Genomic DNA, 19,481 nt, shown 5'->3' on the forward strand with positions numbered 1-19,481 from the left:
ACGGGCGCACCGACGACGGGAGCGACGATGCACCTCGACCTGACCGACCGCGTGGTCGTCGTGACCGGAGCCGCGCGCGGCATCGGCGCCACGATCGCCGCACGGTTCCACGCGGAGGGGTGCCGGGTCGTCGCGCTCGACCTGGCGTTCGACGAACCCGCTGCCGCGGACGCGCCCGCGGCCGGGGACGGGGCCGCCGCCGGCGCCGCGCTGCCGGTCGACCGGGTGCGCTGCAACGTCGCCGACCCCGACTCCGTCCGCGCCGCCGTGGACGAGGTCGTCGCCCGGCACGGCACGATCGACGTGCTCGTGAACAACGCCGGCATCAACGTCGAGGGAGTGGTCGGCGACCTGCAGTGGGACGACTGGCGCCGATGCATGGACGTGAACCTCGGCGGGACCTTCCTGATGAGCCAGGCCGTGGCACCCGTGATGCAGGCCGCCGGGCGCGGACGGATCATCAACGCGGCGTCGTTCGCGGCGATCGTGCCGAGTGTCGGGAGCGCTGCCTACGCGGCGTCGAAGTCGGCGGTCGTGGCGTTCACCCGGGTGCTCGCATCGGAGCTCGGCCCGTGGGACATCACCGTGAACGCGTACGCCCCGGGGATGGTGCCGACGGCGATGAACGGCTTCGCGACGATGCCCGCCGAGGCCCAGGACCGCCTGCTCGACACTCTGTCGCTCCGTCGGTGGGAGACGGCCGACGACGTGGCCGACCTGCTCGTGTTCGTGGCGAGCGACGCCGCCGGGTACGTCACGGGGACGCTGCTGGACGTGTCCGGCGGCAAGTTGGCGACCCAGATCCCGGCGCGGGCGCACGGGCGCTGAGTCCATCGTCACCCGGGGTGGTCAGCGCAGCATCCGCTCCAGCAACGCCCGCAGCGCGCCCCGCTCCCCCACGGACAACCGGGTGGTCAGGGGCAGCAGCGACTCCCGGATCGCCGCCTCGAGCGATCGGGCGACGTCGAGCCCGGCATCGGTGATGACGACGTCCACCGCCCGGGCGTCCTCCGCGTTCGGCACCCGCCCGAGCAGCCCCTTGGCCGACGCGCGCGCCACCAGCCCGGTCATCGTCGACTTCTCGAGGCCGAGGTACTGCGCCAGGTCGCCGATCCGCATCCGCCGGTCACGCAGGATCGCGAGCACCCGCAGCTGCGTCAGCGACAACCCGGCATCCGCCGCGATGCCGGTCAGGGCACCCATCGTCCGGAACGCACTCTCACCGAGAGCGTCGACGAGCCGCTCGTCCTCCGTCATCTCCTGCATGCCGTCAGCCTACTTGACTCACTTCGTGTTACGAACTACTTTGTTCGCAACACGAACCTTTCAGGAGGCAGTCATGCACGCAGCCGTCGTCGCCGAGTTCAGCCGGTCCCCGGTCTGGCAGGAGTTCACCGACCCCGTCCCCACCGCCGACGAGGTGGTCGTCGACGTCGTCGCCGCCGGACTCCACCCACGGGTGCGGTCCCAGGCCGACGGGTCGCACTACACCAGCGAGGGGGCGCTCCCCCTCGTCCCGGGCGTCGACGCAGTCGGGCGGTTCCCGGACGGGACGCTCCGCTACTTCGCCGTCGCGAGCGACACCCGCGGCACGATGGCCGAACGGGTCGCCGTGGACCCGCGGGCGAGCGTCGTCCTGCCCGAGGGTGCCGACCCGGTGGCGGTCGCCGCCGGCGCGAACCCCGTGATGTCCTCGTGGGTCGCGCTCCGACACCGCATCGACTTCGCGCCCGGCAGCCGCGTCCTCGTGCTCGGCGCGACGGGTGCCTCCGGCTCCGCGGCGGTGCAGGTCGCGAAGCACCTCGGCGCCGAGCACGTCGTCGCGAGCGGACGGGACGCGACACGACTCGGAGCGCTGCCGGCAGTCGGCGCGGACGTCGTGGTCCCGCTCGACGACGTCGACGCGGTGGGTGCGGCAGCCGCGGACGTCGACGTCGTGATCGACTACGTCTGGGGCCAGCCCGCCGCGGACGTCATGCGCGCACTCGTCACGGCGCGGCAGGAGCGCGGACGCCGGCTCGACTGGGTGGCGATCGGCTCCACGGCGGGCCAGGAGGCGCGGATCCCCTCCGCAGCGCTCCGTGCGTCCGGCCTGACCATCGTCGGGAGCGGCCAGGGTTCCGTCGGTCGGGCGGCGTTCGTCGCGGAGCTCCCGGGGATCGTGGCGGCGATCGCCGACGGCACGATCCGGGTGGACGCGACGGCGGTGCGCATGGCGGAGGTCCAGGCGGCCTGGGCCGGACAGGTCGGTGGGTCGACGGGCAGAGTGGTGCTGGAAGCCTGATCCTCGATCGGCCTCCCTGTCCGCCCACTCAGGAACTCCACATCCCCCTCTCCGTAGGCTGTGAGGGCCCAGTGAGCCGGACTGCAGCCCGACCCCGAGGAGGTGCCCGATGGTCATCGTCCTCGTCGCGTTCGCGATCGTCACCCTGATCGTCCCCGCCCTGACCCCCGTCCTCGGCCGCCGCGTCTTCACCGTGGCGGCCCTCGCACCGGCAGCAGCCGCGGTCCTGACCGTCGCGCAGACCGGTCCGGCGTTGCACGGCGCGGTCACGGAGCGGTTCCAGTGGGTGCCGCAGCTCGACCTCGCGATCGCCCTGCGGATGGACGCCCTCTCGTGGATCCTCGCCCTCGTGGTGAGCGTGGTCGGTGCCCTCGTGCTCGTGTACTGCGCCACGTACTTCGGGCCGGACGAACCCGGACTCGGTCGGTTCGCCGGGGTCCTCACCGCCTTCGCCGGGTCGATGTACGGGCTCGTGGTCGCCGACGACGTCATCGTGCTGTTCGTCCTCTGGGAAGCGACGACGGTCTTCTCCTACCTGCTGATCGGCCACGACTCGGTGAAGCGTGCCAGTCGCGCGGCGGCGATGCAGGCGCTCGTGGTCACCACCGCCGGTGGTCTGGCGATGCTCGCCGGTCTCGTGGTGCTGTCGGTGACCGCCGGGACGACGTCGCTCTCCGGGATCGTCCAGGACCCTCCGTCGGGGACGATCGTCTCGGTGTCCGTCGTGCTCGTCCTGCTCGGCGCGCTGACGAAGTCCGCCATCGTGCCGTTCCACTTCTGGCTCCCCGCCGCGATGGCCGCCCCGACCCCGGTCAGCGCGTACCTCCACGCCGCGGCGATGGTCAAGGCCGGCATCTACCTCGTCGCCCGGCTCGCGCCCGCGTTCGCGCTCCTCGGCGGGTGGCGCGAGACCATCACCGTGCTCGGGGTGCTCGGCATGCTCATCGGTGGGTACCGTGCGCTCCGGCAGACCGACATCAAGCTCCTGCTCGCCTACGGCACGGTCGCCCAGCTCGGGTTCCTCGTGCTCGCGGCCGGGTGGGGTGCGCCCGAGGTCGCCCTCGGCGGGGTGGCGCTGCTGGTGGCCCACGCGGCGTTCAAGTCGACCCTGTTCCTCGTCGTCGGTGCGATCGACCACGTCACGGGTACCCGCGACCTCGCGCGCCTGAGCGGCCTCGGACGCCGGATGCCCTGGCTCACCGTCGTGGCCGTCCTCGCACTGCTGTCGATGGCGGGCATCCCGCCGACGATCGGCTTCGTCGCGAAGGAGGCCGTGCTCACCGGCTTCATCGACTCGCTGCACGGCCCCGACGCCGGGTGGGCGTGGTTCGCGCTCATCGGCGTGACGATCGGCTCGGTGCTCACCGTGGCCTACTCGCTGCGGTTCCTGTGGGGCGCCTTCGCCCGGAAGCCCGGCGTGCCCGACACCGAACCGCACGGCCTGCACGGCCTCGGCGTCGTCCCGTCGGTCCTCGCGCTCACGGGTCTCGCGCTCGGCCTCGCGACGCCCCTCGTGGCGCACGGCATCGAGCCGGCCGCGCACGCCGCCGCCCTCCCCGGCGAGGTCCCGCACCTCGCGCTCTGGCACGGTCTCGAGCCGGCGCTCGGCCTCTCCGCGGTGACGCTCGTCGGCGGTCTCGCGCTGTTCGCCCTGCGCCGCCCGGTCGAGGCGCTCCAGCACCGCCTCGCGGGTTCCCCCAGCGCGTCGAGCATCTACCGACACCTCATGCGCGGGCTCGACCGGGTGGCCACGGGCCTCACCGCCGGGGTCCAGCGCGGTTCGCTCCCCTACTACCTGACCGTCATCCTGTCGGTGTTCGTCGCCGGGGCGCTCGTCAACCTGGTCATCGGCGGGCCGTGGGCGTTCCACGTCCGGTTCGCCGACTCGTGGGGACAGATCCCCGTCGTCCTCGTCATGTCGATCGCCGCGATCGCCGTCCTCACCGCCAAGACCCGGTTCGCCGCGGCGGTGCTGGTCGGTGTGACCGGGTACGGCATGTCCGTCCTGTTCGTGCTGCACGGAGCGGTCGACCTCGCGCTGACCCAGCTCGTGGTCGAGACGGTGACGCTCATCGCGTTCGTGCTCGTGCTGCGCCGGCTCCCCCCGCGGATCGCCACCGCGAACCCGTCCCGCTTCCGGGTCGTGCGGGCGCTCTTCGCGGGCCTCGCCGGGCTGACCCTCGCGATCGTGGTCGTCGTCGCCGCATCGGCACGGACGGCCGAGCCGCTCTGGCCGGACCTGCCGGCGTTGACGAGCTCGTTCGGGCACGGCCTGAACGTCGTGAACGTGGCCCTCGTCGACCTCCGAGGCTGGGACACCCTCGGCGAGCTGACCGTCGTGGTCGCCGCCGCGACGGGCGTCGCGAGCCTGATCTTCGTGAACTCCCGCGAGGACACGCTCCCCCGCCTCCGCGACCTGCCGGCCCGGCTGACCGCCGACCGCGACGAGCGCACGGACGGCGAGCCCCGCGCCTGGCTGCCGACGAGCGCCGCGATCCCGACCGGCCGCTCGGCGCTGCTCGACGTCGTCGTCCGCCTGCTGTTCCACGGCCTGATCGTCCTGTCGGTCTACCTGCTCTTCGCCGGGCACAACGCGGCGGGCGGCGGGTTCGCCGGCGGTCTCGTCGCGGGCATCGCCCTCGCGGCCCGGTACCTCGCGGGTGGCCCGGCCGAGCTCGGCGCCGCAGCCCCGGTCCGGGCCGGACGCCTGCTCGGGCTCGGCGTCGCCACGGCCGCGATCACCGCCCTCGTGCCGATGTTCTTCGGCAGGGAAGCCCTGTACTCCGAGTTCTTCGAGGCCACCGTCCCGGTGCTCGGCCACGTCGAGTTCGTCACCGCCACGTTCTTCGACATCGGCGTGTACCTCGTGGTCGTCGGCCTGGTGCTCGACGTCCTCCGCAGCCTCGGCGCCGAGGTCGACCGGCAGCGACTCGAGGACGCCTCGACGCCCGTGCAGGACATGACCGAAGCCCCCACCCCGGAAGGGAGCGCCACGTGACCGTCACCCTCGTGCTCGTCATCGCGATGGCGGTGCTGTTCTCCTGCGGGGTCTACCTGCTCCTCGAACGCTCGCTGACCCGGATGCTGCTCGGCTTCCTCCTGCTCGGCAACGCCCTCAACCTGCTGCTCCTCGTGATGTCCGGTGCTGCCGGCAACCCGCCGATCGGCAAGAGCTCCGAGGGCATCACGGACCCGCTCCCCCAGGCGTTCGCCCTGACCGCGATCGTCATCACCTTCGCCGTGAGCGCGTTCCTGTTGGCCCTCATCCACCGCTCGTGGAAGCTCTCCCGCGCCGACGAGGTCGAGGTCGACGAGGCCGACGTCGCGATCGGTCGGGAACGCGACGAACCCGCCGACGAAGACCCCGAGACCACCACCGACGCAGAACAGGAGGCGACCCGATGACCTGGCTCGTCCCGCTCCTCGTCCTCGTCCCGCTGCTCGGCGCCGCGGTCGCGCTCGGACTCCTCAACCACCAGAAACTGCAGCGCGCGATCACCGTCGTGGTGCTCGTCGTCGCCCTGGCCGTCGCCGCGACCCTCATGGTGCTCGTCGACCAGCACGGCACGATCGTGGTGCAGGTCGGCGGGTGGGACGCGCCGTACGGCATCTCGCTCGTGGTCGACCGGCTGAGCGCGCTGCTCCTCACCGTGAGCGCGAGCGTGCTCCTCGTCGTCCTGCTGTTCTCGATCGGCCAGGGGCTCGCGGCCGACGACGGCGAGGCGCCGGTCACGATCTTCTACCCGACGTACCTCGTGCTCGCCGCCGGCGTGCTCGACTCCTTCATCGCCGGGGACCTCTTCAACCTGTACGTCGCGTTCGAGATGCTGCTGGTGGCGAGCTACGTGCTCATCACCCTCGGCGGCAGCGAACAGCGCGTGCGGGCGGGCACCACCTACATCGTCACGAGCCTCATCGCGTCGGCGATCTTCCTCGCGGCGATCGGCCTCGTGTACGGCGCCACCGGCACGGTCAACATCGCCCAGATCAGCGAGCGGATGGCTGCCCTGCCCGAGCACGTGCAGCTGCTCCTCCACACGATGCTGCTCATCGGGTTCGGCATCAAGGCCGCCGTGTTCCCGCTGGCGTTCTGGCTGCCGGACTCCTACCCGACCGCGCCGGCCCCGGTGACGGCGGTGTTCGCGGGCCTGCTCACGAAGGTCGGCATCTACGCGATCATCCGGCTCGAGACGATCATCTTCCCGAGACCGCAGCTCAACACCGTGCTCCTCATCGTGGCGATCCTGACGATGGTGGTGGGCGTGCTCGGTGCGGTGTCGCAGACCGACGTGAAACGACTGCTGTCCTTCACGCTCATCAGCCACATCGGGTTCATGGTGATGGGCGTCGGCCTCGGTTCGGTCGCCGGGACGGCCGCCGCGGTGTTCTACACGGTCCACCACATCGTCGTGCAGACGACGCTCTTCCTGGTCTCCGGGCTGATGGAACGCGTCGGCGGCACGACCTCGACCCGATCGCTCGGCGGGCTGCTCAAGGCCGCCCCGCTGCTCGCCGCGCTCTACCTCGTGCCGGCGTTCAACCTCGGTGGCATCCCGCCGTTCTCCGGCTTCATCGGCAAGCTCGGCCTCTTCCGTGCCGCGGCGATCGACGGCTCACCCCTCGCCTACGCGACGATCGCCGCCGGTGTCGTGACGAGCCTCCTGACCCTGTACGCGCTCATGCGCGTCTGGGACGCCGCGTTCTGGCGTCCGAAGCCCGCGGCCGAGGCAGCGGCCCCGCACGCGAGCACCGCAGAGCCGCACGCCCACCTGCGGTCGCCGGAACCGGCGCCGCTGACCGTGTCCGAGGACACGGGCAAGGCGTTCCACCCAGGAGGCTCGGTGACGGTCACCGACGCACCCCACGCGAGTCGCGCCTCCAGTCCGGAGACCGCACCGACGGCCACGCAGGACGGCGTCGGCGAAGCCCCCACGCGCGTGAAGCTGCCGCGCATGCTCGTCGGCGTGACGACCGTGGCCGTCCTCGGGTCGGTCGCCCTGACCGTCGTGGCCGGCCCGCTGTACGGCTACGCGACCCGCGCGGCGGAGTCGCTCGAGTCCCCGGACCGCTACGTGCAGGCCGTGCTCGGGGGGACGCGATGACCGCGGACAGCACCCGTCGGATCACGAACGCGCGGCGCATCGCCGTCGCGTGGCGCTACGACGTCCCGCTCGTCGCCGGGCTGACCGTGCTCTGGGCGCTGCTCTGGGGTTCGTGGACGCCGCTGACCCTGCTGTGCGGGATCGTCGTCGCGCTGCTCGTGACGCAGTTGCTCCCGCTGCCGCCGGTGCCGCTGTCCGCCCGGTTCTCGATCCCGCACGCCGCGTGGTTCCTGGTGGTGTGGTCGGGACTGGTCGTGCTCGCCTCGTTCCGGGTCGCCTGGGTCGCCCTCCGCCCACGCGGGGTCCGGCGGAGTTCGATCACGCTCGTCCAGCTCCACACCACCTCCGAGATGACGTTCACCCTGGCGACGCTCGCGATCTCCCTCGTGCCGGGGTCGTACGTCGCCGACGTCGACCTGCGACGCCGCCGGCTGCTCCTGCACGTCCTCGACACCGAGCGGGTCGAGCAGGTCGACGCGGCCCGCCGTGAGGCCCTCGGCATCGAGACGCTCGTCATCCGGGCGCTCGGGTCGAAGCAGGACCTCTCCGAACTGTCCGAACCCCTGCCGGAGGTCACGCGATGAGCGCCGCAGTCGTCGTCATGGGCATCGCGATCGCCCTGGTGCTCGCGCTGCTCGGGGCCACCCTCGTGCTCGCCGTCCTCCGCATCGTGCGGGGCCCGACCATCCTCGACCGGATGATCGGCTCGGACATGGTGCTGACGACCGCGCTCGTGGTGATCGGCGCCGCGATGGTGATCCGGCGGGACCTGACGGCCGTACCCGTCCTCGTGGTGATCGCAGCGACGAGCGTCTTCGCCACGATCGCCGTCGCCCGTGCGGTCACCCCGTCCTCCGATCCGTCCGACGAGGGGCTGACCGTGACCACGCCCGAGCACGCCGACGACCAGGAGCGTCCCCAGTGATCGACATCATCCAGGGGTTCATCGACGGCGCCGGGGTCCGCGCGTGGATCGCCGTCGGGCTGCTGCTCGTCGGGGCGGTGCTGTCGCTCGGCGCCGGCGTCGGGATCGTCCGGTTCCCCGACCCGCTCGTCCGGCTGCACGCGATGGCGAAGCCGCAGGTGCTCGGGCTGGCGTTCGCCCTCGCCGCGATCGTGGTCGCCGTGTGGACGTGGACGGCGCTGTGGGTCGTCCTGCCGATCATGGTGTTCCAGCTGTTCCTCGTGCCGGTGTCGACGCACATGATCGCCCGCGCGGGGCTGCGGGCGGACGACTACCGCCACGAGGACCTGCTGGTCGACGACACGGAGTCGTGACCAGGTGACGGAATGGAGGGGCGGTGCGGGCCCGCACCGTCCCTCCAGGCCGTCAAGCGGTCACGCGTGTGCGCGACGCGAGAGCACGAGGTTCGCCACCGCGGCGAGCACGACGACCGCCGCGGACGCGGCCGGCAGCAGCATCGCGGCGTCGGCCCCGTGCTGCTGGGCGACGTCGCCCGTGATCGCCGACGCGATGGACTGCCCCACGATCACGGCGGAACCGAGGATCGTCATGGTGGTCGCCGAGCGCCCGACGGGTGAGCGGTCGGAACCGAGACTGTACTGCGCGACCAGGGTCGGACCGATCCCGATCCCCATCACCGCGAGCACGACCCCCACGGCGACGACGGAACCGGCCTGCGAGAACCAGACGGCACCGCCGAGCAGCACGACGCCGAACACGAGCCACCGCCACCCGAGGGCGAACCCGCGCGGGAACGCCGCCGAGCCGAGGGCGAGCCCCGCGGAGCCGATGCCCATCAGGCCGTAGAGCAATCCCGCCTGCGAGGGCTCGCCGTGGGTCTCCATGAAGGCGGTCAGCGCGGTGAGCGTCGAGCCGAAGAACAGGCCGACGCCGAGGATCCCGAGGACCACCACGACGAGCCGGGGCCGCAGGAGCTGACGGGCCGGTGCCTGCGCGAGCTCCTCGTGGCGGCCGACGACGAGCTTGCCGGTCGGGTGCAGCGCGAACGCCGTGACGAAGACGAACGTCAGCGCGGAGGCACCGGCGACGGCGACCCACGGGGCGATCGCACTCGCGAGGATCCCGACGAGGAACGGGCCGATGATGAACACCGTCTCGTCGGCCGCGGACTCGTAGGCCATCGTGCCGCTGAGGACCTTGCCGCGACGTGCCGGGGCCATCCGCTGCCCGATGATCGCGACGAGTCGGGTCCGGGACATCGGGGCGACCTGGGGCGCCGAGGCCCCGATGCAGAACGCGAGTGCGAGCACGGCGACGTCCGGCGCGGTGCCGTCCACCACGAACGGGAACACCCCGAGCAGCACGGCGTTCACCAGGCCGACGGGGACGAGCACGTTCCGCTGGCCGAAGCGGTCCGCGGCGGCACCGACCAGCGGGCCGAAGACCGCGGCGCCGATGCCGACCGACGCGGAGTTGACGCCGCCGAGCGCCACGGAGTCGCGCGCGGAGACGACGAGCGTCAGCACGCCGACGACCATCATCGCGAAGGGGAGCCGGGCGACGAACGCGACGGGGAAGTACCAGCGTCCGGCGTGGGCGACGAGCGAGCGGTCGTCGGTGGTCGCGGGCGCGGTGGAACTGGTGTGGAGCATGGAGGTGTGCCTTCTCGGCCCGGCCGGGGATCTCCTGGGGCGGACCCATCGGGTGCCGCCGTTGTCCGTCGGGGTGCCGACGGCCGGTAGATACACACTGCGTGTTGGTGGAGCGGCCCCAGGGTACCAGCGGTAACGGTTCGTCACCCGGGGCCCGGTGTCACGGGCGTCCTCCTATCGTGGCCGCCATGGAACAGCGACGCATGGGGCGGACGGGGGCTCCCGTCAGCGCGCTGACCCTGGGGAGCCGTGCCGTGTCGACGGTCGCCGAGCGGGACGTGGACGACGCCGTCCGACTCGTCCACGAGGCGCTCGGGCGCGGGGTCACCGCGGTGGACGTGTCCGACGCCGAGGGGGCGGGCCTCGCCGAGACCGTCCTCGGTGCCGCACTCGGCGACCGCCGCGACGACGTGTTCCTGGCGGTGCGGTTCGGGGACCCGGTCGACCGGGACCCGTCGCACCACGGCAACGGACGGCGGTGGATGTTCCGCGCGGTCGAACGGAGTCTCGAACGGCTCGGTACCGACGTCATCGACCTCTACCAGCCGGCGCACCCGGACCCGGCGACCTCGCTCGACGAGACCCTCGACGCGCTCGCCGACCTCGTCACGCAGGGCAAGATCCGCGCCTTCGGGATCCCGGGCTTCCCGGCCGAGGAGCTCGTCGAGGCGCAGTGGCTCCGGTCGGGCGGGAAGAGTGCCAACGCGACGCACGCCCCGTACTCGATCCTCACCCGGACGGCGGAGCGGACGACCTTCCCGGTCGCCCGACGGTTCGGGCTCGGTGTGCTCGCGGCCGCGCCCCTCGCGAGTGGCTGGCTCGCGGGCGCGTACCGGAACGGCACCGTGCAGCCCCGGTCGCCGCGGGTGGTGGAGCAGCCGCACGCGTACGACATCGGCGCTCCGGCGAACCGGCGGAAGCTCGACGTCGCCGACCGCCTGGGGCACCTCGCGGACGAGTCCGGGCTCACCCTGCTCGAGCTCGCGGTGGGGTTCGCGCTGACCCACCCGGACGTGTCGAGCGTGGTGATCGGTCCGCGGACGGTCTCGCACGTGGACGCGTACGCGCAGGCGGCCGAGGTGGTGCTCGACGACGAGGTGCTCGACGCGATCGACCGGATCGTGCCGCCGGGGACGCACGTGCTGGAACGCGACACGGGGGTGGAGCTGCCAGGGCTCAGCCGGGAGCGGCTCCGCGGACGCGTCCTCACCCACTGACGCGAGGACCCCGTCAGCGGGACGCGATCAGCGGTACGCGACGACGCTGATTGCGGCGTGCGCGACCATGACCGGCAGCGCCAGTGCGTGCGGGAGCCGGGCGGCCGTGCGCTCGAGCCGGCCGAGCACGCCGTCGAGGGCGAGCGGGTGGCGGGTGGCGCCGGTCGCGTCGGCGGTGCCGGTGGTCCGTGCGGGAGCGATCGGACGGGCGGTCGTGGTGCGGGCGGTGCGGGGCTGCAGGATCGTGGTCATGGTCGGACCTCCGGGTCGGGAGCCGCCCCTCGCGGCTCGTGGTACACAACATATTGGACATCAGTTTGCATGTCAACTGTTATGTCAGGCGATCTCGACGAGCCCCGCGCCGTAGGATCTCGACCATGGTGGAGATCCCGCGTCCGAGCCCGACCGACCTCCTCACGATCGGCGAGGTCGTCGCCCGGACCGGGGTCGCGGCGTCGGCCCTGCACTTCTACGAGCGCAAGGGCCTCATCCACCCCGAGCGCACCGCCGGCGGCACCCGCCTCTACCCACGACACGTCGAGCGGCGCATCGCGATCATCCAGGTCGCCAAGCGCCTCGGGATCCCGCTGAGCGAGGTCGCCGAGCAGTTCGAGACGCTGCCCTCCGACCGCATGCCGTCGCTGCGGGACTGGAACCGCCTGAACGAGCGGTGGCGGGCACGACTCCGCGCCCGGCAGCTCGAACTGGAGCGCCTGCAGGAGGAGATGACGCAGTGCATCGGCTGCGGCTGCGTGTCGTTGAACGCCTGCCTCGTGATGAACCCGGGCGACGAGCTCGGTGCCGAGGGGCACGGAGCCCGGCGGTTGCTGCCGATCGCGGACGAGGTGCCGGACCGGACCGTCTGACGGCCTGGAGGGACGGTGCGGGCCCGACCCGCGCCTCCAGGCCGTCGACCGGTCGCGTCGCGGTCAGCGCGTCGCGTCGCGCAGGTGGTCGTCGATGCGCGTGAGCGTCGCGAACGTCGTCGCCACACCCTCGTCGTCGCCCGCGAGCGCCTGCCGGAGCATGCCGGCCCAGTGCGCGTGCAGCCGCTCGATGCTGCCCACGGCGAGCTCGGTCGAGTACAGCTGCACGGTCCGGGCGTCGTCCGGGTCGGGCCGACGCTCGACCATCCCCTTCGCCACGAGCGACCCGACCGCGACGCTGAGGTTGCTGCGCTTGAGGGCCGTCGCCTCGGCCACCGCGCTCGGCGTCGACCCGGGGTTCCGGTCGATCCAGCGCATCACGAGGGCCTCGGTGCCGGTGAGCGGCACGATGTCGAGCGACCTCGCACCGTGCGGGTCGATCTCGCGCGAGATCCGGAGCACGACGTCGGCGAGCTCGGCGAGGAGGTCGTCGGACGGCGCGGATCCCATGCCGTCACCCTACCGACGTCGCGCATCAGTTATGCTTTCATAATCATGACCACGGACACCGGCTCCATCCGCGCGCACGCCGCGACACCCACGACCCGGCAGCAGGGCATCACCACCGGCCTGCTGCTCGTGCTCGGCCTGCTGAGCGCCGTCGCGCCCTTCGCGACCGACCTCTACCTGCCGGCCTTCCCGCAGATGACCACCGAACTGCAGGCGTCGGCGACGACCGTGCAGCTCACCCTCACCGCGTTCCTCGTCGGCGTGACCGCGGGACAGCTCGTCTTCGGACCGCTGTCCGACCGGTTCGGCCGGGTGCCGCCGCTCCTCGCCGGCGCCGCACTGTGCGTGCTCGCGAGCGCCGCGGCCGTGCTCGCACCGAACGTCGGCGTGCTCGTCGTCGCCCGCCTGCTGCAGGGCCTCGGCGGCGCGGCCGGCATGGTGATCGGTCGCGCGGTGATCTCCGACCTCGCGACGGGCAAGCCGGCGGCGCGGGCGTTCTCGCTCATGATGATCGTCGGCGGGGTCGCCCCGGTGGTCGCGCCCCTGCTCGGTGGGCTCCTCACCGGGCCGATCGGCTGGCGCGGGCTCCTCACCATCGTGCTCGGCCTGTCGGTCCTCATGCTCGTGGCGGTGCTCGCCGTGGTCCGCGAGACGCACCTGCGTTCGCGCCGCGATGCCCTGCGTGCCGAGCGACGGGCGTCCGGCGCGACGGGCTCGCCGCTGCGGGCACTCCGCTCCCGGACGTTCGTCGGGTACACCGCGGTGTTCGGCTTCGCGTTCGCCGTGATGATGGCGTACATCTCCGCGTCACCGTTCCTGTACCAGGACATGCTCGGGCTCGGCACGGTGGGCTACGGTCTCGCGTTCGGCTGCAACGCCCTCGCACTGATGGGCGTGAGCATCCTCTCGGCGAAGCTCACGGCGACGCGCTCGGTCACCGGGGTGCTCGCGCTCGGCATCGTCCTCGTGCTGGCCTCGACCGTCGCGTTCGCGCTGCTCGTCGTCACGTCGGCACCGGTGTTCTGGCTCGCCGTCCCGCTGTTCACCGCCGTGGGGTCGCTCGGCCTCGTGCTCGGCAACGCGACCGCACTCGCACTCGGGGCGGTGCCGCAGGCTGCCGGGAGCGCCTCGGCGGTGCTGGGCGCCCTGCAGTTCGGGCTCGCGGCGCTCGTGTCGCCGCTCGTGAGCATCGGCGGCGAGGGCACGGCGGCGCCGCTCGCGGTCGTGATGCTCGCGGCCGCGGTGGTCGCCGTGGTGGCGCTGCTGGCCGCGCGCGGTCGGCGCGGCGTCAGCGCGTGACCTCGCGCTGCGCCGCACGGCCCCGGGGCCGCAGGAACGGGATCTTCGGCATGAGCCAGTCGACCCACACCACCCGCACGCCCGGCGCGACGGCGAGCGCCCACAGGATCGACGCGGCGGCGTCCGTCGGGTAGTGCACGGCGTCGATCGACACCGCGAAGAACACGACGACGATCGCCACGACCCCGAGCCCCAGCGCGAGGCGGTGCCACCGGGTGTCGCGGAGCAGCCAGATGAGCGCGATGACGAACGCGGTGATGTAGACCGTGTGCCCGCTCGGGTAGCCGGGGTCCGGCTGCACCGGGAACGGGTGCGGCAGCACGGCGACGTCCGGACGGGCCCGGTGCACGATCTCCTTGACGACGGCGGACGGCACCCACGTGATCGCGATCGTGCCCCCGAACGCCAGCGCCGGGCGGAGGTCGCGGGTCCGCCACCAGATCACCGCGACGACCACGACCGTGATCCCGATCGCCGGGGCGGGACTGATGACGTGGTAGACCGCCGTCGTGAACGCCCCGAGGGCGCCGGTGTGCAGCCCGTTGAGCGCCTTCGAGAGCCCGAGGTCGACCGTGCCGAGGGTGAACCCGACGATCGTGATGAGGACGACGGCGACGACGGCGATCGCCACCGACGCGAGCGGGTAGCGGCTCCGGTCGAGGATCCCGTACTCGTCGGACGCTCGTCGGCGGGGGCGGAGATCGTGGTCGGACATCCGCCCATCGTCGCAGGTGCGGCGTCCGGGCGGCCCCGAGTTCGGTGTCGGACGATCAGAGGTCGCTCAGTGAACGGCGGGGATCAGCCGCCAGGACTAGACACGAAGGCATGACAACCGTTGCCGAGAACATCGTCGCCACCCTCCGTCAGAACGACGTCGAACGGGTCTACGGTCTCCCCGGGGACTCCCTCAACGGCTTCACCGACGCGCTGCGCAAGGACGGCACGATCCGGTGGGAGCACGTCCGCCACGAGGAGGCGGCCGCGTTCGCCGCCTCCGCCGAGGCCGAGCTGACCGGGAACCTCGCCGTGTGTGCGGGCAGCTGCGGTCCCGGCAACCTGCACCTGATCAACGGCCTCTACGACGCGAACCGCTCCCGCGTGCCGGTCCTCGCGATCGCTGCGCACATCCCCACGGCGGAGATCGGTTCCGGCTACTTCCAGGAGACCCACCCGCAGGAGCTCTTCCGCGAGTGCTCGGTCTACGTCGAGTACGTCGCCGACCCGTCCCAGATGCCGCGCCTGCTCGAGATCGCGATGCGCGCCGCGGTCGAGAAGCGCGGCGTCGCCGTGCTCGTCATCCCGGGCGACGTGCTCCTCGCCGAGGCCGTCGCGCCCCGCGTCACGACCATCGAGCGCGCCGAGCCGCGGATCATCCCCGCACAGGCCGAGCTGGAGCGCACCGCGGAGCTGCTCAACGGCGCCGACAAGGTCACCATCCTCGCCGGCGCCGGCGTCGCGGGCGCCCACGACGAGGTCATCGCCCTCGCCGAACGCCTGCAGGCCCCGATCGTGCACGCCCTGCGCGGCAAGGAGCACATCGAGTGGGACAACCCCTACGACGTCGGCATGACCGGGCTCCTCGGCTTCGCCTCCGGGTACCGCGCGATGGAGGACGCCGACGTGGTCCTCATGCTCGGCACCGACTTCCCCTACCAGCAGTTCTTCCCCGCGAAGGCGAAGCACGTGCAGGTCGACATCCGCGGCGAACAGCTCGGCAAGCGGCACCCGGTGGACATCGGCCTGGTCGGCACCGTCAAGGACACGGCGCTCGCCCTCATCCCGCTGCTCACCGGGTCGCACCCCACGAAGCACCTCGAGGACGCACGCAAGCACTACGCGAAGACCCGCGCGAAGCTCGACGACCTGGCCGTGCCGGCCGGCAAGCACAAGCCGTTGCACCCGCAGTACGTCGCACGTGCGCTCGACCGGCTCGCCGACCAGGACGCCGTGTTCATCCCCGACGTCGGCTCCCCCGTCGTGTGGGCGTCGCGGTACCTCACCATGAACGGCGACCGGCGGCTGATCGGGTCGTTCGTGCACGGCACGATGGCGAACGCGGTGCCGCAGGCGATCGGTGCGCAGGCGGCGTTCCCCGACCGGCAGGTCATCGCCATGGCCGGCGACGGCGGCCTCGCGATGCTGCTCGGCGAGCTCATCACGATCGTGCAGAACAAGCTGCCCGTGAAGATCGTCGTGTTCGACAACTCGTCCCTGAACTTCGTCGAGCTCGAGATGAAGGCGGCCGGGTTCGTCACCTACGGCACCGAGTTGCAGAACCCCGACTTCGCGAAGGTCGCCGAGGCGATCGGCATCGCGGGCTTCCGCGTCGACGAGTCCGACCAGCTCGAGGACGCGCTCGCCGCCGCCCTCGCGCACGACGGCCCTGCGCTCGTGTCGGTCAAGGCCGACCGTCAGGAGCTCTCGATGCCGCCGGCGGTGACCCTCGAGCAGGCGAAGGGCTTCACGCTCTACGCGATCCGCACCGTGCTGTCCGGTCGCGGCGACGAGCTGCTCGACCTCGCGTCGACGAACTTCCGCCAGTTCATCTGACCGACGACGGCGGCGCGGGTCAGGACTCCGCGCCGCCCTCGGCGACGATGTCCGGCGCCGGGTCGAGCGAGGCGCGGACCACGACGTCGAGCGCGGTGACGATCCGGTCGAGGTCGAGCGAGGGGCCGTCCCCGGCGATGTCCGGGGTGGCCGGGACGTGCACGAAGCCGGCTCGGAAGCCCTCGCGATCGGCGAACGACATGAGCTCGTAGAACACCTGGTTGCAGGTGAACGTCCCCGCCGTGTTGGACACCGCAGCGGGGACACCGGCTGCCCGGACGTCCCGGACGATCCGCTTGATCGGCAGTCCGCTGAACGCTGCCGGGGCGCCGAACGGATCGATCGGCTCGTCCACCGGCTGCGCGCCCGCGTTGTCCGGGATCCGGGCGTCCATGACGTTGATCGCGACGCGCTCCGGTGTCACCGCGGCCCGTCCGGCAGCGAGCCCGGTCGCGATGGCGACGGCGGGACGGTGCTTCGCGATCGCCGCCGCGAGCCGCGACCGCTCCTCGGCGAAGACCACCGGCAGCTGCTCGACGACGAGCGTCGCCGGTCCGTCCCACGTGGCCGCGAGCCGCTGCGCGGCTTCCCACGAGGGGTTCACGGCGTCGCCGCCGAACGGTTCGAAGGCGGTCAGCAGGACGGTCGGTTCGGTCGCGTCAGCCACGTCCTCATCGTAGGGACCTGCGGGCCGGGAGGCGCGGTGCGGGCCCGACCCGCGCCTCCCGTTCGTCGGATGGTCACCATCCGAGCGGCGCGCCGTCCTCCAGGAGGACACCCGTCGGACCGTCGGGGCCCGCGGCGGCCGCCGCGGCGACCGTCGCCGCACTGACCTCGACCGGACGGCCGTGCGGGTTCGGCACACCCCCGAACTCGGTCGCGGTGTACCCGGGCTCGACCGCGACGAAGTGGACCTCCGGCACGGCACGGGCGTACTGCACGGTGAGCATCGACACCGCCGCCTTGCTCGCGCCGTAGACGATCGCCTGGTACTGCGACGCCGGCTTCTCCGGGTCGTGGTTGGCCGCGAACGAACCGAGCGCGCTCGAGATGTTCACGACGATCGGGGCGGCCGAGGACCGCAGCAGCGGCAGCGCGGCCTCGGTCGTGCGGACGACGCTCACGGCGTTCGTGTCGAACACCTCGAGCGCCTCCGGTCCGTCCAGCCCGAGCTTGCCGATGCCGGCGTTGTTCACCAGCACGTCGAGCCCGCCGGCGGCACCGATGGTCGCGAACGCCGCGGCGACCGAGGCGTCGTCCGTGACGTCGAGCTGCACGGCACGGACCGCGTTCGGTCCCGTGCTGATCTCGTGGGCCACCGCGTGGCCGGTGTCGAGGTCGCGGGCGCCGATCCACACGGTGTGGCCGGCGGCGGCGAGCTGGCGGGCGGTCTCCTTGCCGAGGCCGCGTGTGGCCCCGGTGACGAATGTCGTTGTCATGGCCCCAGCGTCGCTCCGGCGAGCGCCCTCGGGGAGCCGTCCCGCTGTCGTAGGACTGCTGGACCCAGGACAGCGGGCTCGACGGGTCGCAGACTGGAGCCGTGGAACACACCGAGTTCGGCCGCACCCTCCGTCGGCTGCGCGACCACGTCGCGCCGGACACGGTCGGTGTCGTCGCGGGGAGCCGTCGGCGCGCGGCCGGCCTCCGTCGCGAGGAGCTCGCCGCCCTCGCCGGGATCTCGGCCGACTACCTCACCCGGCTCGAGCAGGGGCGGGCGACCTCGCCGTCCGCGCAGGTGGTCGAGGCGCTGGCCCGCTCGCTCCGGGTCGCGGACGCGGAGCGCGAGCTGCTGTTCCGGCTCGCCGGGCACGCCGCCCCGGGCGCCGACGTCGTGCCCTCGCGCATCCCGCCGAGCGTGCAGCGGCTGCTCGACCGGCTGTCGGACACCCCGGTCGCGGTGCTCGACGCCGCTGGCACGATCCTCACCGCGAACGGGCCGTACGACGCGCTGATGGGGCCGGTCGGTGCGCTCCGTGGGCACGAGCGGAACACCGCGTGGCGCCACCTCGTCGGTCCGGGCAGCCGGGCGGTGCACTCGGACGCCGAGCAGCGGGCGTTCGAGGCCTCGGTCGTCGCCGAGCTCCGGCTCACGGTCGCCCGGTACCCGCTCGACCGCGGGCTGCGGCAGCTCGTGCGGGACCTCCGTGCCGCGAGCGAGCGGTTCGTCGAGCTGTGGGACGCCGGCGACACCGCACCGCCACGGAGCTCCGGCCGACGGAAGGTCGTGGAGCACCCGGCGGTGGGCCGGATCGCCCTCGACTGCGACACCCTGCGGATCGCGACCGATGACCTGACGGTGCTCGCGTACACCGCGGAGCCGGGCAGTGCCGATGCCGAGCGGCTGGCGCTGGCGGTCGTGCTCGGGACGCAGTCGCTCGTCGGGTGACCGACCCGTCCGGGAGTACCGGCGATCGGTAGGGTGGCGCCATGAAGACGACCGTCCTGGCTGCCGTCCGCCTCGCGCTCGCGGCCGCGTCCGTCGCCGGGGTCGTCACCCAGGTCGTGCTGAGCGTGCGGGTGGACTTCAGCCTCGTGAGCGTCTTCAGCTACTTCACGATCCTCGGCAACCTCTACGCCAGCACCGTGTTCGTGATCGGCGCCGTCCGGCTCCTGCGGGGTGTCCCGTCGTCGCGCGGGTGGGAGGTCGCGCGCGGCGCCGCGGTCGTCTACCTGGCGTTCGTCGGCATCGTGTTCAACACGCTGCTGGCCGGTGCCGACCTCGGCGAGCTCCTGCCGTGGGTGAACGTCGTGCACCACATGATCATCCCGGCCGCCGTCGTGGTCGACTGGTTCGTGGACCGTCCACGCCACCGGCAGCCGTTCACCATGGTCTGGGCGGCGGCGATCGTGCCCGCGGTCTACACCGCGTACACGCTCATCCGCGGCGTGCTCGTCGGGTTCTACCCCTACCCGTTCTTCAACCCGGCCCGCGTCGGCGGGTACGGCGGCGTCGCGCTGTACTGCGCGGCGCTGCTCGTCGGCTTCCTCGTGATCGCCGTGCTCGTGCGCGCATCGGGCAACGCCATGGTCCGGCGGACGGCGGTCGTCGGGTCGCGCTGATCGGCACGCCCGACGA

Annotated in this window: 21 protein-coding genes; 14 read left to right on the top strand and 7 right to left on the bottom strand. The window is 72.5% G+C overall.

The annotated features are described in order from the left end of the window. The first annotated feature begins 27 nt into the window (after positions 1-27). Positions 28-828, top strand: coding sequence for an SDR family NAD(P)-dependent oxidoreductase (locus tag BJK06_RS06825; RefSeq protein ID WP_070417254.1), 801 nt, complete (start codon positions 28-30; stop codon positions 826-828). A gap of 21 nt (positions 829-849) precedes the next feature. On the opposite strand, the gene BJK06_RS06830 is transcribed toward BJK06_RS06825, so the two are convergent. Then, on the bottom strand, positions 850-1,266 hold the full coding sequence (locus BJK06_RS06830; RefSeq protein WP_070417255.1) for a MarR family winged helix-turn-helix transcriptional regulator: 417 nt from the start codon (positions 1,264-1,266) through the stop codon (positions 850-852). 73 nt (positions 1,267-1,339) lie between these two features. Between BJK06_RS06830 and BJK06_RS06835 the strand changes: the two genes are divergently transcribed. The 7 genes from BJK06_RS06835 to mnhG all read left to right on the top strand — a co-directional run bounded on the left by BJK06_RS06835 (position 1,340) and on the right by mnhG (position 8,664). After that, entirely contained in the window at positions 1,340-2,284 is a 945-nt protein-coding gene (locus BJK06_RS06835) for a zinc-binding alcohol dehydrogenase family protein (protein ID WP_070417256.1), read from the top strand. 109 nt (positions 2,285-2,393) lie between these two features. Then, positions 2,394-5,282, top strand: a complete 2,889-nt coding sequence (locus tag BJK06_RS06840) for a Na+/H+ antiporter subunit A (protein ID WP_070417257.1) — start codon at positions 2,394-2,396, stop codon at positions 5,280-5,282. Beyond that, the gene (locus BJK06_RS06845; RefSeq protein WP_022907807.1) at positions 5,279-5,689 is read left to right on the top strand and encodes a Na(+)/H(+) antiporter subunit C; all 411 of its coding nucleotides are present in this window, start codon (positions 5,279-5,281) and stop codon (positions 5,687-5,689) included. Before BJK06_RS06840 ends, BJK06_RS06845 begins: the two co-directional genes overlap by 4 nt. Next, positions 5,686-7,386 carry a Na+/H+ antiporter subunit D gene (locus BJK06_RS06850; protein ID WP_070417258.1) on the top strand — a complete coding sequence of 567 codons (1,701 nt, stop codon included), beginning with the start codon at positions 5,686-5,688 and terminating at the stop codon, positions 7,384-7,386. Before BJK06_RS06845 ends, BJK06_RS06850 begins: the two co-directional genes overlap by 4 nt. Continuing rightward, positions 7,383-7,970 carry a Na+/H+ antiporter subunit E gene (locus BJK06_RS06855; RefSeq protein WP_070417259.1) on the top strand — a complete coding sequence of 196 codons (588 nt, stop codon included), beginning with the start codon at positions 7,383-7,385 and terminating at the stop codon, positions 7,968-7,970. The genes BJK06_RS06850 and BJK06_RS06855 overlap by 4 nt, the downstream gene beginning before the upstream one ends. Beyond that, positions 7,967-8,311, top strand: coding sequence for a hypothetical protein (locus BJK06_RS06860; protein WP_070417260.1), 345 nt, complete (start codon positions 7,967-7,969; stop codon positions 8,309-8,311). The genes BJK06_RS06855 and BJK06_RS06860 overlap by 4 nt, the downstream gene beginning before the upstream one ends. Next, positions 8,308-8,664, top strand: a complete 357-nt coding sequence (mnhG, locus tag BJK06_RS06865) for a monovalent cation/H(+) antiporter subunit G (protein WP_070417261.1) — start codon at positions 8,308-8,310, stop codon at positions 8,662-8,664. The genes BJK06_RS06860 and mnhG overlap by 4 nt, the downstream gene beginning before the upstream one ends. Positions 8,665-8,724: 60 nt before the next feature. On the opposite strand, the gene BJK06_RS06870 is transcribed toward mnhG, so the two are convergent. Continuing rightward, positions 8,725-9,963 (bottom strand): MFS transporter, encoded by a 1,239-nt coding sequence (locus tag BJK06_RS06870; protein WP_070417262.1) that lies wholly within the window; start codon positions 9,961-9,963, stop codon positions 8,725-8,727. A 188-nt stretch (positions 9,964-10,151) separates the two neighbouring features. Here BJK06_RS06870 and BJK06_RS06875 point away from each other — a divergent pair, with 188 nt between their 5' ends. After that, positions 10,152-11,180, top strand: coding sequence for an aldo/keto reductase (locus BJK06_RS06875; RefSeq protein WP_070417263.1), 1,029 nt, complete (start codon positions 10,152-10,154; stop codon positions 11,178-11,180). Positions 11,181-11,207: 27 nt separating this feature from the next. Here BJK06_RS06875 and BJK06_RS06880 read toward each other — a convergent pair whose 3' ends face one another. Continuing rightward, positions 11,208-11,432 (bottom strand): hypothetical protein, encoded by a 225-nt coding sequence (locus BJK06_RS06880; RefSeq protein WP_070417264.1) that lies wholly within the window; start codon positions 11,430-11,432, stop codon positions 11,208-11,210. A 125-nt stretch (positions 11,433-11,557) separates the two neighbouring features. Here BJK06_RS06880 and soxR point away from each other — a divergent pair, with 125 nt between their 5' ends. After that, positions 11,558-12,046 (top strand): redox-sensitive transcriptional activator SoxR, encoded by a 489-nt coding sequence (soxR, locus tag BJK06_RS06885; RefSeq protein ID WP_070417265.1) that lies wholly within the window; start codon positions 11,558-11,560, stop codon positions 12,044-12,046. A 63-nt stretch (positions 12,047-12,109) separates the two neighbouring features. On the opposite strand, the gene BJK06_RS06890 is transcribed toward soxR, so the two are convergent. Next, entirely contained in the window at positions 12,110-12,556 is a 447-nt protein-coding gene (locus BJK06_RS06890; RefSeq protein WP_070417266.1) for a MarR family winged helix-turn-helix transcriptional regulator, read from the bottom strand. Positions 12,557-12,601: 45 nt separating this feature from the next. Here BJK06_RS06890 and BJK06_RS06895 point away from each other — a divergent pair, with 45 nt between their 5' ends. Further along, positions 12,602-13,855: a multidrug effflux MFS transporter gene (locus BJK06_RS06895; RefSeq protein WP_070417267.1), complete on the top strand. Its 1,254-nt coding sequence runs from the start codon at positions 12,602-12,604 to the stop codon at positions 13,853-13,855. On the opposite strand, the gene BJK06_RS06900 is transcribed toward BJK06_RS06895, so the two are convergent. Next, complete coding sequence (locus BJK06_RS06900) at positions 13,845-14,570, bottom strand: phosphatase PAP2 family protein (RefSeq protein WP_070417268.1); 726 nt, start codon at positions 14,568-14,570, stop codon at positions 13,845-13,847. The genes BJK06_RS06895 and BJK06_RS06900 overlap by 11 nt on opposite strands. A 110-nt stretch (positions 14,571-14,680) precedes the next feature. On the opposite strand from BJK06_RS06900, the gene poxB reads away from it, so the two are divergent. After that, complete coding sequence (gene poxB, locus BJK06_RS06905; RefSeq protein WP_070417269.1) at positions 14,681-16,405, top strand: ubiquinone-dependent pyruvate dehydrogenase; 1,725 nt, start codon at positions 14,681-14,683, stop codon at positions 16,403-16,405. Positions 16,406-16,424: 19 nt separating this feature from the next. Here poxB and pcp read toward each other — a convergent pair whose 3' ends face one another. Further along, entirely contained in the window at positions 16,425-17,072 is a 648-nt protein-coding gene (pcp, locus tag BJK06_RS06910; RefSeq protein ID WP_070417270.1) for a pyroglutamyl-peptidase I, read from the bottom strand. Positions 17,073-17,145: 73 nt separating this feature from the next. Further along, positions 17,146-17,844, bottom strand: a complete 699-nt coding sequence (locus BJK06_RS06915) for an SDR family NAD(P)-dependent oxidoreductase (protein WP_070417271.1) — start codon at positions 17,842-17,844, stop codon at positions 17,146-17,148. A 101-nt stretch (positions 17,845-17,945) separates the two neighbouring features. Between BJK06_RS06915 and BJK06_RS06920 the strand changes: the two genes are divergently transcribed. Together BJK06_RS06920 and BJK06_RS06925 are read left to right on the top strand one after the other, a co-directional pair. After that, the gene (locus BJK06_RS06920; protein WP_070417272.1) at positions 17,946-18,791 is read left to right on the top strand and encodes a helix-turn-helix transcriptional regulator; all 846 of its coding nucleotides are present in this window, start codon (positions 17,946-17,948) and stop codon (positions 18,789-18,791) included. Positions 18,792-18,832: 41 nt separating this feature from the next. Next, entirely contained in the window at positions 18,833-19,465 is a 633-nt protein-coding gene (locus tag BJK06_RS06925) for a Pr6Pr family membrane protein (RefSeq protein ID WP_070417273.1), read from the top strand. Positions 19,466-19,481: the final 16 nt, after the last annotated feature.

Source organism: Curtobacterium sp. BH-2-1-1 (genome assembly GCF_001806325.1).
In the GTDB taxonomy this organism is placed as follows: domain Bacteria; phylum Actinomycetota; class Actinomycetes; order Actinomycetales; family Microbacteriaceae; genus Curtobacterium.

Excerpts from the sequence above, each read along its gene's own strand:
- BJK06_RS06825 (WP_070417254.1), top strand. The coding sequence starts at position 28 with ATGCACCTCGACCTGACCGACCGCGTGGTCGTCGTGACCGGAGCCGCG.
- BJK06_RS06840 (WP_070417257.1), top strand. The coding sequence starts at position 2,394 with ATGGTCATCGTCCTCGTCGCGTTCGCGATCGTCACCCTGATCGTCCCC.
- BJK06_RS06835 (WP_070417256.1), top strand. The coding sequence starts at position 1,340 with ATGCACGCAGCCGTCGTCGCCGAGTTCAGCCGGTCCCCGGTCTGGCAG.
- BJK06_RS06855 (WP_070417259.1), top strand. The coding sequence starts at position 7,383 with ATGACCGCGGACAGCACCCGTCGGATCACGAACGCGCGGCGCATCGCC.
- BJK06_RS06895 (WP_070417267.1), top strand. The coding sequence starts at position 12,602 with ATGACCACGGACACCGGCTCCATCCGCGCGCACGCCGCGACACCCACG.
- BJK06_RS06890 (WP_070417266.1), bottom strand. The coding sequence starts at position 12,556 with ATGGGATCCGCGCCGTCCGACGACCTCCTCGCCGAGCTCGCCGACGTC.
- BJK06_RS06875 (WP_070417263.1), top strand. The coding sequence starts at position 10,152 with ATGGAACAGCGACGCATGGGGCGGACGGGGGCTCCCGTCAGCGCGCTG.
- BJK06_RS06860 (WP_070417260.1), top strand. The coding sequence starts at position 7,967 with ATGAGCGCCGCAGTCGTCGTCATGGGCATCGCGATCGCCCTGGTGCTC.
- soxR (WP_070417265.1), top strand. The coding sequence starts at position 11,558 with ATGGTGGAGATCCCGCGTCCGAGCCCGACCGACCTCCTCACGATCGGC.
- BJK06_RS06830 (WP_070417255.1), bottom strand. The coding sequence starts at position 1,266 with ATGCAGGAGATGACGGAGGACGAGCGGCTCGTCGACGCTCTCGGTGAG.
- BJK06_RS06870 (WP_070417262.1), bottom strand. The coding sequence starts at position 9,963 with ATGCTCCACACCAGTTCCACCGCGCCCGCGACCACCGACGACCGCTCG.
- poxB (WP_070417269.1), top strand. The coding sequence starts at position 14,681 with ATGACAACCGTTGCCGAGAACATCGTCGCCACCCTCCGTCAGAACGAC.
- BJK06_RS06915 (WP_070417271.1), bottom strand. The coding sequence starts at position 17,844 with ATGACAACGACATTCGTCACCGGGGCCACACGCGGCCTCGGCAAGGAG.
- BJK06_RS06900 (WP_070417268.1), bottom strand. The coding sequence starts at position 14,570 with ATGTCCGACCACGATCTCCGCCCCCGCCGACGAGCGTCCGACGAGTAC.
- BJK06_RS06880 (WP_070417264.1), bottom strand. The coding sequence starts at position 11,432 with ATGACCACGATCCTGCAGCCCCGCACCGCCCGCACCACGACCGCCCGT.
- BJK06_RS06925 (WP_070417273.1), top strand. The coding sequence starts at position 18,833 with ATGAAGACGACCGTCCTGGCTGCCGTCCGCCTCGCGCTCGCGGCCGCG.
- BJK06_RS06850 (WP_070417258.1), top strand. The coding sequence starts at position 5,686 with ATGACCTGGCTCGTCCCGCTCCTCGTCCTCGTCCCGCTGCTCGGCGCC.